Raw genomic sequence first — 13,462 nt, forward strand, 5'->3', positions numbered from 1 at the left:
CATGAAATACACCCGCGCTGATTTCCCCAAAGACTTCCTCTTTGGTGTCGCAACCTCGGCCTATCAGATCGAAGGCCACGCACAGGGCGGCGCCGGCCCGACCCATTGGGACAGTTTCGCGGCCACGCCCGGCAACGTGGTGCGCGCCGAAAACGGCGATCTGGCCTGCGACCACCTGCACCGGTTCGAACAGGATTTCGACCTGATCCGCGAGGCCGGGTTCGACTGCTATCGCTTTTCCACCAGCTGGGCGCGCGTGCTGCCCGAAGGGCGCGGGCCGGTGAACCAGGCCGGGCTGGACTATTATGACCGGCTGGCCGACGCCCTGCTGGAACGCGGCATCCGCCCCTGCGCCACGCTGTATCATTGGGAGCTGCCCTCAGCCCTGGCCGACCTGGGCGGCTGGCGCAACCGCGACATCGCCAACTGGTTCGCCGATTTCACCGAGATCATCATGGGCCGCATCGGCGACCGCATGTACAGCGTCGCGCCGATCAACGAGCCCTGGTGCGTCAGTTGGCTGAGCCATTTCGAAGGCCACCACGCCCCCGGCCTGCGCGACATCCGCGCCACGGCCCGCGCCATGCATCACGTCCTTCTGGCCCATGGCCGCGCGATTCAGGCCATGCGGGGCCTTGGCATTTCGAACCTGGGCGCGGTGTTCAACCTGGAATGGGCCGAACCCGCCGATGAAACCCCCGAGGCCCGAGAAGCCGCCGATCTGTATGACAGCATCTACAACCGGTTCTTCCTGGGCGGCGTGTTCAACAAGGCCTACCCCGAGAACGTCCTGCAGGGGCTGCAGGCCCACCTGCCCGACGGGTGGCAGGATGATTTCGACACGATCGGCACGCCGGTCGACTGGTGCGGGTTGAACTACTATACCCGCAAGCTGATCGCACCCGCCGACACGCCCTGGCCCAGCCTGCAAGAAGTGCCCGGCCCCCTGCCCAAGACGCAGATGGGGTGGGAGATTGAGCCAAGCGCGCTGACCCGGTTCCTGACCCGTACGGCCCGGGACTACACAGGCGATCTGCCGATCTATGTCACCGAAAACGGCATGGCCAGCCCCGAGCGGCAGCAGGATGACGACCGCATCGACTATCTGAATCAGCATCTGGCTGCGGTGCAGGACGCGCTGGATCAGGGCGTTCCGGTCAAGGGCTATTTCATCTGGTCACTGCTGGACAACTACGAATGGGCGCTAGGATACGAAAAGCGGTTCGGCCTGGTCGATGTCGATTTCGAAACGCTGGAACGGTGCCCCAAGGCGTCGTTCCGGGCGATGCAGGCCGCTTTGGCCCAGGGCGATCCGGTCTCGGTTCCGATGGCGCAGCCCAGGGGCGCAATGCACGACCACTGGAACCTCGTGGCCGATATCGGCGGCACCAACACGCGGCTGGGGGTCGTCACCAATGGCACGCTCACCGATCTGCGCAAATCGCCCACCGGCACCCTGCCCGAGTTTCTGGCCGCCCTGCACGACCTGTGCGCCGAGATTGGAACGCCGCCGCGCGCCGTGGTCGCCGCGGGCGCGGGCCCGGTGCGCAATGGCACGATCCGTCTGACCAATGCCAATCTGGACCTGTCCGAGGCCGACATCGCCACGGCCACCGGCGCGGACCACACCTTTGTCATCAACGACTTTACTGCCGCCGCGTGGTCGGTGGCCGAGATCACGGGCGATGACGTGCAGGCCCTGCAGGGCGAACCGACCCCGCCCAAGGGCACCCGATTGGTGGTCGGCCCCGGCACCGGGCTGGGCGTCGGCGCACTTTTGTATTCCGAAGGCCACTATCACACCGTCTCGGGCGAGGGTGGCCATGTCGGGCTGTCGCCCCGCACCCGCGATGAAGTGGACGTGTTCGAAGCCGCCCGCCGGATCGCGCCCGAGTGTTTCTTTGGCGACAGCCTGACGCTCGAGGCAGAGATGTTCCTCAGCGGCACCGGCCTGCCGATCCTGTATCGCGCTGTGGGCATGGCCGCAGGCCAGCCCGAAACGCCCGTCCTGCCCGCCAAGGACATCCTGCAGGCCGCGCGCGACGGATCCGACCCGCTGGCCGCGCGCGCCGCGCAGATGTTCACCACCCATCTGGGCGCTGTAATGGGCGACATGGCCGTGACCGTGATGCCCACCGGCGGCGTCTTCCTGGTGGGCGGCGTGGCCGACAAGAACCGCTGGCTGTTCGGTGACGACTTCCTGACGACCTTCAACGCCGGAGGCCGGTTCGACGCGCTGCGGCAGGGCTTTGGCATTTATGTCTCGAAACAGGCCGAATTTGGCATTGTTGGCGCTAACAACTTCTGCAAAAATGCGCTCGCGCGGTAAATTCACCGCCTGATCTTTGCAGAAGGAAGGAGCCGGGACATGATCCTGTGCTGTGGCGAAGCCCTGATCGACATGATCGCGGAGCCGACGGTTTCGGGCGCGCAAGGTTTCGTGCCGCATTCGGGTGGCGCGGTGTTCAACACCGCCATCGCCCTGGGCCGGCTGGGTGCGCCTGCCGGAATGCTGACCGGGCTGTCGAGCGACATGTTCGGCCAGCAATTGGCGCAGGCGCTGAAAGACAGTCATGTGGATGGCTCGCAGGTTGTTCTTTCGGATCGTCCGACCACGCTGGCCTTCGTGCAACTGCAGGACGGGCACGCCACCTATTCCTTCGTCGATGAAAACTCGGCCGGGCGGATGCTGCGCCCCGAGGATATGCCGGACCAGTTGACCGCGACCTCGGCGCTGTATTTCGGCGGCATCAGCCTGGCCTGCGAGCCCTGCGCCGATGCCTATGCCGCCCTGCTGGACCGCCACGGGGCCGAGCGCGCAGTGATGATCGACCCCAACATCCGCCCCGGCTTCATCCAAGACCAGACCCGCTATCGCACCCGGCTGAACCGGATGATCGCGCAGGCCGATATCGTCAAGGTCTCGGACGAAGATCTGGACTGGATCGTCCCAGGCCCCGAAACGCTGGAAGAAAAGGTGCCGCTGCTGCTGCAGGCCGGCCCCGCCGTGGTGATCGTCACGCGCGGCAGCCAGGGCGCGACCGGGTATCTGGCCGATGGCCGCACGGTTACGGCGCCGGTCACGCCGGTTCAGGTCGTCGATACGGTGGGCGCGGGCGACACGTTCAACGCCGGGGTGTTGGCGCAACTGCACCGCGCCGGGCTGCTGACCAAACAGGCGCTCCGCGCGATCTCGCCCGACGACCTGCGCGCCGCGTTGGAACTGGGCGGCAAGGTCGCCGCCGTCACCGTATCCCGCGCCGGGGCCAACCCGCCTTGGGCGCACGAGCTGTAAGTCATCGAAAGCACCGATATGAAACGATCCGAGATCAACCGCATCAAGGCAGAGGCACAGGACTTCATCAATTCGTTCGGCTTTGCCCTGCCGCCTTTTGCCGACTGGACGCCCGAGCAGATGCGCAGCCCGCAGGCCGCCGGCATCCGCGCCCGCGGCCTTGGCTGGGACATCACCGATTACGGCCAGGGCAAGTTCGACGAGCTGGGCCTGTTCCTGTTCACCCTGCGCAATGGCGACGAAAAGGACCTGAGCGCAGGACGGGGCATGCTCTATGCCGAGAAGCTTTTGATTTCGCGTGACAAACAGCTGTCGCCGATGCATCGCCACATCGTCAAGGCCGAGGACATCATCAACCGCGGCGGCGGCGATCTGGTGATGGAGATCTACGCCTCGGCCCCCGATGGCAGCATCGACCGCGACACCCCTGTTACCGTACCCAGCGACGCCTGCCCGGTGACCATCCAGCCGGGCGAGCATCTGCGCCTGAAGCCGGGCGAAAGCGTCACGCTGATGCCCGGCATCTGGCACGCCTTCTGGGCGGAAAAGGGCGATTGTCTGATCGGCGAGGTCTCGACCGTCAATGACGACCGCACCGACAACGTGTTCGAACAGCCCATCCCGCGCTTTGCCACGATCGAGGAAGACACCGCGCCCGAATTCCTGCTGGTCGCCGATTACTGAGCGCGCGGGGCCGGGCCAAGGTGCGGGTCAGAGGCCAATGTCAACGCAACCCGGCCCCAAGGCTCAGCACTCCGTCGACCATCGCGGCCCGGGCCTCGACCCGCAGCAGATCGCTGGTCTTGCCGGTGCGGCGCCAGTTCCAGCGCTGATAGGCGAACAACGCCAGGCAGATCGCCGCCATCGCCCCGGCATAGATCAGGATCCATTCCAGAACCACCGGCGCGGCTTCGCCCGTCTTGGCATAGGCCAGCAGACGATTCACCGCCGAACCGGCCGCCATCACGATGATCCCGAATAACAACAGGCTGCGGAACATCACGTAGACGGACTCGTCGATCTCGTATCCGAAGGCGCGGTTCTGTTCCGGGGCGCGCCGGATCGGGGCGGCGACCCATCCCGCCACCAGAGCCGTTGCGAAATTGAGCCCCGAGAACAGCCCGTCCAGCAACAGCGCGTCGGAGTTTGCCAGCAACCCGGCCGCACCCCCTGCGCCCGCCATGAACAGGCTGGCCCATTTTGTCGCGTTCAGCGACCGGTGTTCAAAAATCAATGTGCCCTGCGTCGGTTCAGCATTTCCGGTTGATGAGGCAGGCGCTCATTTATGTCCGGCGGGCCGGGGCGCATTCCCCATGTTCCTTTATAATGCCCGTCCGCGGATCATGTCGGCAGCCTTTTCCGCGATCATGATCACGGGCGAGGCGGTATTGCCCGAGACGATCTTCGGCATGACCGAGGCATCGATCACCCGCAGCCCCTCCAGCCCCCGAACGCGCAACTGTGGATCGACCACCGCGGCGGCGTCACTGCCCATGCGGCAGGTGCCGACCGGGTGAAAGATCGTAGTGGCGATGTCGCCCACCGCATCCAGCAGACCCTGTTGATCGTTGATCTCGGGGCCGGGCAGAACCTCTTGCGGGTTATAGGGTGCCAGCGCCCGCGCCGCCATCACCTGCCGTGCCTGCTGCACGGATTTGACGGCCACCTGCCGGTCACGCTCGGCCGAGAGGTAATTCAACCTGATCTCGGGCTGGGCCTTCGGATCGGGCGTGGTGATGTGGCAGTGCCCCCGGCTTTCGGGCCGCAGATTGCAGACCGAGACGGTGATCGCGGGAAACGGATGCAGCGGATCGCCCAGCCGGTCGGTCGACAGCGGCTGCACGTGATATTCCAGATCCGGCGTGGCCAGCATCGGGTCGGATTTGGTGAACATGCCGAACTGGCTGGGCGCCATCGCCATCGGACCCGACCGGGTCAGGGCGTATTGCGCTGCGATGCGCGCCTTGCCCCACAGGCTGTTGGCCATGGTGTTCAGAGTTTTGGCGTTCTGCACCTTGAACACGGTACGGATCTGCAGATGGTCCTGCAGGTTCGCCCCCACGCCCGGGCTTTCATGCTGGACCGCGATTCCGTGCGCCGCCAGCACCTGGGGGTCGCCGATTCCCGACAGTTCCAGCAGCTTGGGCGAGTTGATCGACCCCGCCGCCAACAGAACCTCGGCCCCGGCCAAGGCCCGGTATTCGGTGCCGCCACGGGCAAATCGTACGCCGCGCACGGTCTTGCCCTCGAGGATCAGGCCCAGCGTCTCGGCCTCGATCAGGAGCCGCAGGTTGGGCCGTTTCATCGCGGGGCGCAGAAATCCCTTGGCCGTGTTCCAGCGCACGCCGTTCTTCTGGTTGACCTCGAAAAACCCCGAGCCTTCGTTGTTGCCGTCATTGAAATCGGCGCGCGGCTGGATGCCGATCTCGCGCGCGCCATCCTGCACGGCTTTCAGAATCTCCCAGCTCAGCCGCTGTTTCTGAACCTTCCACTCGCCGCCGGACCGGTGCATTTCGCTGTCGCCGGCGTGGTGATCTTCTGATTTCAGGAAATAGGGCAGCACGTCGTCCCAGCCCCAGCCCGCATTGCCCAGTTGCCGCCAATGGTCATAGTCGGCCGCCTGCCCGCGCATGTAGATCATCCCGTTGACCGAGCTGCACCCGCCCAGCACCTTGCCCCGCGGATAGACCAGCGACCGTCCGTTCAGACCCGGCTCGGGCGCGGTTTTCATCATCCAGTCGGTGCGCGGATTTCCGATGCAGTACAGATACCCCACCGGGATGTGGACCCAATGGTAATTGTCCGACTTGCCCGCCTCGAGCAGCAGAACCCGTGTTTTGGGGTCCTCGGTCAGCCGGTTGGCCAGCACGCAGCCCGCGGTACCCGCGCCTATGATGATATAGTCATATTCACCCTCAAGCCGGGCGGTTTCAGATGTGTCGGAATTCATTCTCGGTCTGCTCTGTGCATTGTTCCTGATCCTGCGGAGCGCAGCTTAGCAGCTGTTGCGGGCAATGCACGGGCTCGATGTCGCATTCCGCAATAGTATTTCGCAATCCGGCAGGTCGCGCCCCCGGTTGATGGTCAGACTGGTATCAAAGGAGGCCCAGAATGACCCAGACTGCCACTCGCGTCCGCACCGGAGGCCGCGCCGCCCGCCGCGCTCTGCGCACCGCGCCCAGCTTTGACATGTTGCCGGGCCTGACCCGCAACATCCCGCTGTGCGAAGTGATGGACGGATCACAGGTCCAGCGGATCGACGCGGCCTCTATGGATATCCTCGAAAACGTGGGCGTGCAGTTCCGCGACCCGATCGCGCTGGCCGACTGGAAGGCGGCTGGTGCCAAAGTCGACGGCGAGCGGGTGTATCTTGATCGCGGGCTGGTCCGCGAATTGATCGCGACGATCCCCTTGGATTTCACCTATCACGCCCGCGACCCGCGCAAGAATGTGCGGCTGGGCGGACCGCACGCGATCTTCGTGCCGATGACCGGGGCGCCCTTCCTGCGGGATCTGGATGACGTGCGGCGCAACCCGACGCTGGACGATCTGGCGATGTTCCACAAGCTCAGCCACATGCTTCCGGCGCTGCATTCCTCGGCCCACCACATCGTCGAGCCCTATGACCACCCGATCAGCCAGCGGCACCTTCGCATCACCCATTCGTCGATGAAATATTCCGACAAGACCTTCATGGGCATGACCACCTCGCCCAAGAACGCCGAAGACGTGATGGAGATGTGCGCCATCCTGTTCGGCGAGGAGTTCATGGAGGATCACCCGGTCACCACCGGCAATTGCAACGGCAACTCGCCGCTGGTCTGGGACGAGACCATGCTGGGGGCGATGCGCGCCTTCTGCCGCCGCAATCAACCGGTGCTGTGCTCGCCCTTCGTGCTGGGCGGGGCAAACACGCCCGCCAGCGTGCCCGCCACCGTCGCCCAGTTGAACGCCGAGGCGCTGAGCGCGCTGGCCTATACGCAGGTGATCCGGCGCGGCTGTCCGGCGATCTACGGCCATTACCTGTCGACCGTCAGCATGAAATCCGGCGCGCCGATGGCGGGCACACCCGAAATCAGCCTGATGAACTTCATGATCGGCCAGATGGCGCGGCATTACGGCGTGCCGTGGCGCAGCTCGAACACGCTGGGCGGGGCCAAGACATTCGATGCGCAGGCGGGGTACGAATCCGCGACCACGCTGTCGGCGGTGATCCATGCCGGGGCAAACTACATCTGGCATTCGGCGGGCTGGAACGAGGCCGGGATGCATTGTTCCGTGGCCAAGTTCGTGGTGGATGCCGAACAATGCGCCATGGCCCATCGGATGGCCGAGGGGCCGAAATGGGACGATTTCGACCAGGCCGTCGCGGCGGTGTCGGATATCGGCCCGGGCGGGCACTATCTGGGGCATCCGCACACGCAGGAGAACTTCCAGGAGGCGTTCTTCATGCCCGAACTGTTCGACAACAACTCGATCGAGCAATGGGTGGCCGAGGGCGAGGTCGAGATCACCGAGCGCGCCCTGAACCACGCCCGCCAGCTGCTGGCCGAGTATCAAGAGCCCCGGCTGGACCCGGCCATCGACGAGGCGCTAAGCGATTACATTGCCCGGCGCGAGCGGGAAATTCCCGCCGCCGACGAATTGAACCAGTACTATTAGGAAACACACCACGTACCCGCCTGCCTGTCAGGCTGGCCTTTTTCATTCGTCGCGCGCACGCCATTCCTTCCAACGCAGCACCATGTTGGCCCCGATCTCAGACAACGGCCGGGGCGGCAGGCGTCTGGGCCGATCCTCGGCTCCGAAATGCTCGCTGATCCCGGACCGCACGGCGCAGGCCATTTCGGCCGCGGCGATCCCGGTCAATGTGCCGCGCGCGGTGCCCAACCCGTTCTGGACGCAGGCTGAATAAACGCCGGTCTCGATCTCGCGGGTGACCGAGACTCCGTTCAGGCTCAGGCACAGATGACCGGCCCATTCGTACTCCATCGCGATGCCGCGCAACGGCGGGAAGCGCCGGTCGAATTTGCGCCGCATCACCGCAGCCGCGCGCCGCAGGTCCGATGCCCGCGCCTCCATGCCCGGACGCAGCACCGCACAGGTGCGGGCAATGATCCGGTTGCCACCCTGCCCGGTGTCGATCCGGCGCATGGTGGTGCCCATCGGATCGGACGGGGTCACGCCCCAGCGCGGCTGACCACCCAGCCGGGCCAGTGCATCAGCGTCCAGTTCTCGCGTCATCGCCGCGAACAGAAACAGCTGCATCAGACGACCACGTTCGACACCGAAACTTTCCAGGTGACCGTTCACCGACAGGATCAGCCGGCCGGTCGAGACCTGCCCGCGCGCGGTCTGCACGCGCCAGCCCGCCCCGTCGCGCTGGAACCCAGTGACCGCGCCGTGTTCAAAAATCTGCACCCCATCGGCCGCCAGCCCCGCCGCCAAACCGCGCACATAGCCCGCCGGCTGCAGCATGACCGTGCCCGGCGTAAACAACCCCGATACATAGTGCCCGGACCCGGTGAGTGCCTGCATCTGATGCCGGTCCAGCATCTCGGACCGCTCGCCGAGGCTGTCCAGATGGCGGGCATAGCTTTGGTTGTGCGCATGTCCCGCCGGGCTGGCCGCGCCGTTCACTTTGCCCGCTGGATCGAAATAGTTGGGGTCGATGCCGTACTCCTCGACCGCCGCGTGAGCGAAAGCGATTGCCTGCCGGTTCAACCCGATCATCGCCCGGTCATCGCCCGCCCCGGCATAGTCGTCCGAGGCCAGATCATGCGGCAGATCGATCATGAAGCCCGAGTTGCGCCCCGCCGCGCCTTCCGCCACGCGCCCGGCTTCAAGCACCACGATCCGCGCATCGGGCACCAGCTGCCACAGACGCCGCGCCGCAGACAGGCCGGCAAAGCCTGCGCCCACGATGGTGAAATCTGCGGTGATATTGCCCGAAAGCTGCCGCGCGGGAGGTTGCGGGCCCAGCAGGGCATTCCACGCCGCCGGGCCGCGCTGCACCGGCAGGCGGCAAGCGGTGAACCGCGTCAATCCACCGCCTCGTCGGCATCATCCGACAGGTCGATCCACAGCGTCTTCAGCTGCGAGTACTGGTCATGCGCGTGCAGCCCGTTGTCCCGACCGCCAAAACCCGACTGCTTGTAGCCGCCGAACGGGGTCGAGATGTCGCCCTCGCCAAAACTGTTCACCGTCACGGTCCCGGCCCGGATCGCGCGGGCGCCGCGCAGCGCGCGCTTGGCGTTGGCGGTGAACAGCGACGCGCAGAGCCCATATGGCGTGTCATTGGCCATCGCGATGGCCTCGTCGAACCCCGCGACCGCGATCACCGACAGAACGGGCCCAAAGATTTCCTCGCGCGCCAGCGGCGCGTCATTGTCCGGCAGCTCGACCACGGTTGCCTCGACGAACCCATTTTCAGCCTTGCCGCCCAGAAGGACTGAAGGCGCCTTGTCCAGATAGCCGCAGACCTTGTTGAAATGGTCTTTGCTGACCAGCGCGCCCAGCCGGGTTGCAGGGTCCAGCGGATCGCCCACAGTCCACTGGCGGGCGTGGTGGGCGATGCGCTCCAGTAGGTCGGCCTTGACCGCGCGGTGCACGATCAGGCGCGACGTGGCCGAGCAATTCTCGCCCATGTTCCAGAACGCCCCGTTCACCACATGGGCGGCAACCCGATCGAGGTTCTCGGCATCCTCCATGACGATGGCCGGGTTCTTGCCGCCCATTTCCAACACCACCTCCTTGGCGTTGCTTTCGGCCGCATAGGACAGGAATTTCTTGCCCGTTACCGTCGAGCCGGTGAAGGACACCATGTCGATATCCATGTGCCGCCCGATGGGTTCACCCACCTCGGCGCCGCCACCAGGAACCACGTTCAGAACACCGCGCGGCAGCCCGGCCTCGACGGCCAGTTCGGCCAGACGCAGGGCAGTCAGCGGGGTTTCCATCGCCGGCTTCACCACCACCGAGCACCCGGCCGCCAGCGCCGGGCCGATCTTCCACGCCAGCATCAGCAGGGGGAAGTTCCACGGCAGAACCAGCCCCACCACCCCGATCGGTTCGCGCAGGATCATCGCGATGTGGTCGTCGCTGGCAGGCGCGACTTGATCGTAAATCTTGTCAATCGCCTCGGCATGCCATTTCAGGCAGTGGATCGCCTCGGGCACATCCACCGTTTCGCAGTCAAAGATGGTCTTGCCGCTGTCGATGCTTTCCATGACCGCCAGTTCGCGGGCATTACGGGTCATCAGCTTGGCCAGTTGGATCAACACATCCTTGCGCGCCGACGGATGCAGGCGCGACCAGCGGCCGTCATCGAAGGACTCGCGCGCCTTTTCCACGGCCAGGTCCACATCGGCGGCGCCGCAGGCCGCGACCTCGGTCAGCACCGCGCCGGTAGCCGGGTTCACCGTCGGAAACACCGCGCCCGAGATCGCCGGGCGATAGCCGCCATCGATGAAGGCACCGGTGGGCAGGTCCAGCCCGGCGGCGATCGATGCGTATTCGTCCCGTGTCAGCAAGCCCATGCCTCAGCCCTCCGCCATGATGTCTGCGATCTTGCGTTTCAGCACGCGGGTCACCTGTTCCAGCGCGCGCTTGTCATCCTTGTTCAGCCCCTTCAGAGGCGACCGTACCGCGCCCGCCGGGATGCCGTTCATCGTGACCCCATGCTTGATGGTCTGGATGAACTTGCCGCCCTGTTCGAGCACCCGCATCAACGGCATCAGCGCCGACATGATCCGGCGGCCCTTGGCGAAATCGCCCTGCAGCACGCAGGCCTCATACAGCGCCACATGCTCGCGCGGCAGAAAATTCGACCCACCACAGACCCAGAACGGCGCGCCCCAGGCAAAGAATTCCAGCGCCTGATCGTCCATGCCGCAGCCCAGCTGGATATGCGGATAGTCCCGCGCCAGCATGTGTACGCGGTTGATGTCGCCCGAGCTTTCCTTGATGCCGCAAAAATTGCGGCTGCGCCCCACACGGTCGAGGAACTCGGCCCCCATCATCGTGCCGGTGCGATGCGGATAGTTGTACAGCATCACCGGCAGATCGGCCGCCTTGTCAATGGCCAGCGCATTCAGAGCGTTTTCCCGATCTGTCGGCACCGAATAGGGCGGGCTGGCCAGCAGGATGGCATCGGCCCCAATCTCACGCGCGCCTTGGGCCAACGCGATCGAATCCGGCGTCATCATCGCGCCGGTCCCGACCACCAAAGGCAGCCGACCCTTCAATCGCTGGTGAGTAAAACGCGCCAATTCCAGCCTTTCATCGACGGTCTGGGCATAGTTTTCGCCCGTGGACCCGCCCGAGATCATCCCGTGCACGCCATTCTCGACCAGGTATTCGATCACCTCGGCCAGCGCATCCCAATCGACGCTGAAATCATCCGCATAGGGCGTCACCACCGGGGTATAGATCCCCTGAAATCTGAACACGGGTGTCATCGTCGTCCCTTGTGCATGGCGCTTTTCCGGGACGCTACAATAGAATACAATTTGTGTACAATAAAATCTTGCAGAAAATAAGACGCGCCGAACCGGCGCGCCTTCGGGCCGGGTCGCAACGCAGTGACCTAGCGCGCCCAGTTCTCGGCCGGATCGCTGTCGGAATAGTCGCGCAGCAGCGGAATATCCGAGATTTCCGCGTGGTTGCGGTTGATCTTCACCCCACCGCCTTGAGCCGTGAAAACGCACGGCCCAGGCTGTCGGGCTTCATGCCCAGACGACCGGCGATCAGCATCTTGTCATAGAGCGATTCCACGACGCAGGCGCCCTCGTCGCAGTCACACAGGTTCAAAAGGAACTCGGCCACCCGTTGTGCCCCGGTCTGGACCTTGAGCTGTTCCAGCTGGGACACCAGCGCATGACCCGCCTGTCCCGCCGCTGTTTCCTGACGATCTCGGCCGCCTGTGCGGCCTTGCCGACCGTGGCGCGCGCCGCACCGCTTGCCCGCTGGCGCGGCACCGCTCTGGAGCCGCCCGTCGGCCTGCAATTGGTCGGACTGAGTGACACGCAAGCCGCGCCGATCATTGCCGCGCTCGAGGCCGAACTGGACCGGCTGGAGAACATCTTCAGCCTGTACCGTCCCGACTCGCACCTGCTCCTTAACCGCGACGGCACCCTGCCCGCCCCGGCGCCGGAACTGCTACAGGTGCTGACCCAAAGCGCCGCCCTGTATGACGCGACCGGCAGCGCATTCGACCCGACCGTTCAACCGCTGTGGATGGCGCTGGCCGCCGGCGCACCGGATGCCGAGGTGGAACGGCCGCGGGCGCTGGTCGGCTGGCATGGGGTTTCGGTCTCGGCCCAGGCGATTCGCCTGCCCCATCCGGGCCGCGCGGCGCTGATGCTGAATGGCATCGCGCAGGGCGCAGGGGCTGACCGATGAGCTGGGCGACATGGGCGAAATCGCCGCCATCGACAACCGCGCCGACGGGCTGTCGACCGCGCTGTGCCTGCTGCCTGCGGACCGGATCGCATCGGCTCTGCAACGCTTCCCCGGCGCCCGACTCGAGATGCTGATCTGACCCAAATGGCCGTCCCGGAACTCTGCCGTTGAAATTTGTCGCGCGATAAGAAAAGGTAAAACACCGACAAGTTCACAGTGGCGCGGGCCTAGCCCCGCGCCAGAGGCAAGGCATGGCACCCAGAAAAATCCGGAACATGGAGGAGTTTGCGGCGGTCAGCGGGATATCGCGCCCGACGGTTTCGAAATATTTCAACGATCCCGACAGCGTCCGGCGGTCGACCCGGGAACGGATCGAACAGGCGCTGGAACGTTTCGACTATCGCCCCAACATCTTTGCCATGAACCAGAACCGCAAGCTGACCAAGAATGTCGGCATTGTGGTGCCCTACCTGGCCGACCCGTTCTTTGCCGAGATCGCCCGCAACATCGAGGAAAAATGCATCGAGGCCGGGTTCCGTCCGACGCTCTACAGCGCCTATGGCGACCCAGTGCAGGAGACTGAGATTCTCGACAGCCTGCGCGCGCTGAAGCCGGCGGGCGTGCTGCTGGCGCCGCTGGGGCGCGACTCCGACCGGTCGTTCATCGAGAAATTCTGCAAGGACATCCCCACCATCCTGTTCGACAGCAACCTGGAAGGCATGGGCGCCGCCTTTGTCGGGTCGGACAACGCGAGCTTCATCGAAC

13 protein-coding genes and 1 pseudogene are annotated in these 13,462 nt (G+C 65.1%); 8 read left to right on the forward strand and 6 right to left on the reverse strand.

Translation table 11 applies throughout. The features are described from left to right. Position 1: 1 nt before the first annotated feature. The 4 genes and pseudogenes from AC2FNS_RS15660 to AC2FNS_RS15675 form a co-directional block, all read left to right on the forward strand. Positions 2 to 1,300: pseudogene (locus AC2FNS_RS15660) on the forward strand (GH1 family beta-glucosidase); the annotation flags it as partial. Positions 1,301 to 1,348: 48 nt separating this feature from the next. After that, positions 1,349 to 2,329, forward strand: a complete 981-nt coding sequence (locus AC2FNS_RS15665) for a glucokinase (RefSeq protein ID WP_496682430.1) — start codon at positions 1,349 to 1,351, stop codon at positions 2,327 to 2,329. Positions 2,330 to 2,368: 39 nt separating this feature from the next. Beyond that, the gene (locus tag AC2FNS_RS15670) at positions 2,369 to 3,295 is read left to right on the forward strand and encodes a carbohydrate kinase family protein (RefSeq protein ID WP_496682396.1); all 927 of its coding nucleotides are present in this window, start codon (positions 2,369 to 2,371) and stop codon (positions 3,293 to 3,295) included. Between the two features lie 18 nt (positions 3,296 to 3,313). Then, positions 3,314 to 3,979 carry a D-lyxose/D-mannose family sugar isomerase gene (locus AC2FNS_RS15675; protein ID WP_496682398.1) on the forward strand — a complete coding sequence of 222 codons (666 nt, stop codon included), beginning with the start codon at positions 3,314 to 3,316 and terminating at the stop codon, positions 3,977 to 3,979. A gap of 40 nt (positions 3,980 to 4,019) precedes the next feature. Here AC2FNS_RS15675 and AC2FNS_RS15680 read toward each other — a convergent pair whose 3' ends face one another. Together AC2FNS_RS15680 and AC2FNS_RS15685 are read right to left on the reverse strand one after the other, a co-directional pair. Then, complete coding sequence (locus tag AC2FNS_RS15680; RefSeq protein ID WP_496711757.1) at positions 4,020 to 4,529, reverse strand: cation efflux transmembrane domain-containing protein; 510 nt, start codon at positions 4,527 to 4,529, stop codon at positions 4,020 to 4,022. Between the two features lie 87 nt (positions 4,530 to 4,616). After that, positions 4,617 to 6,245: a GMC family oxidoreductase gene (locus AC2FNS_RS15685; RefSeq protein ID WP_496711758.1), complete on the reverse strand. Its 1,629-nt coding sequence runs from the start codon at positions 6,243 to 6,245 to the stop codon at positions 4,617 to 4,619. 161 nt (positions 6,246 to 6,406) lie between these two features. Between AC2FNS_RS15685 and AC2FNS_RS15690 the strand changes: the two genes are divergently transcribed. Then, positions 6,407 to 7,957: a trimethylamine methyltransferase family protein gene (locus AC2FNS_RS15690; RefSeq protein WP_496711759.1), complete on the forward strand. Its 1,551-nt coding sequence runs from the start codon at positions 6,407 to 6,409 to the stop codon at positions 7,955 to 7,957. Between the two features lie 42 nt (positions 7,958 to 7,999). On the opposite strand, the gene AC2FNS_RS15695 is transcribed toward AC2FNS_RS15690, so the two are convergent. The 4 genes from AC2FNS_RS15695 to AC2FNS_RS15710 form a co-directional block, all read right to left on the reverse strand. Further along, on the reverse strand, positions 8,000 to 9,340 hold the full coding sequence (locus tag AC2FNS_RS15695) for an NAD(P)/FAD-dependent oxidoreductase (protein WP_496711760.1): 1,341 nt from the start codon (positions 9,338 to 9,340) through the stop codon (positions 8,000 to 8,002). Then, the gene (locus tag AC2FNS_RS15700) at positions 9,337 to 10,833 is read right to left on the reverse strand and encodes an aldehyde dehydrogenase (protein WP_496711761.1); all 1,497 of its coding nucleotides are present in this window, start codon (positions 10,831 to 10,833) and stop codon (positions 9,337 to 9,339) included. Before AC2FNS_RS15700 ends, AC2FNS_RS15695 begins: the two co-directional genes overlap by 4 nt. Before the next feature lie 3 nt (positions 10,834 to 10,836). After that, complete coding sequence (locus AC2FNS_RS15705; protein WP_496711762.1) at positions 10,837 to 11,754, reverse strand: dihydrodipicolinate synthase family protein; 918 nt, start codon at positions 11,752 to 11,754, stop codon at positions 10,837 to 10,839. A 217-nt stretch (positions 11,755 to 11,971) separates the two neighbouring features. Next, positions 11,972 to 12,166, reverse strand: coding sequence for a hypothetical protein (locus AC2FNS_RS15710; protein WP_496711763.1), 195 nt, complete (start codon positions 12,164 to 12,166; stop codon positions 11,972 to 11,974). Positions 12,167 to 12,172: 6 nt separating this feature from the next. Between AC2FNS_RS15710 and AC2FNS_RS15715 the strand changes: the two genes are divergently transcribed. The 3 genes from AC2FNS_RS15715 to AC2FNS_RS15725 all read left to right on the forward strand — a co-directional run. After that, positions 12,173 to 12,697, forward strand: coding sequence for an FAD:protein FMN transferase (locus AC2FNS_RS15715; RefSeq protein ID WP_496711764.1), 525 nt, complete (start codon positions 12,173 to 12,175; stop codon positions 12,695 to 12,697). Then, the gene (locus tag AC2FNS_RS15720; RefSeq protein ID WP_496711765.1) at positions 12,663 to 12,836 is read left to right on the forward strand and encodes a hypothetical protein; all 174 of its coding nucleotides are present in this window, start codon (positions 12,663 to 12,665) and stop codon (positions 12,834 to 12,836) included. Before AC2FNS_RS15715 ends, AC2FNS_RS15720 begins: the two co-directional genes overlap by 35 nt. Positions 12,837 to 12,948: 112 nt before the next feature. Further along, on the forward strand, positions 12,949 to 13,462 hold a 514-nt coding region (locus tag AC2FNS_RS15725; protein WP_496803907.1), incomplete at its 3' end, for a LacI family DNA-binding transcriptional regulator.

The sequence above is a fragment of the Ruegeria sp. BHSA191 genome (genome assembly GCF_059613325.1).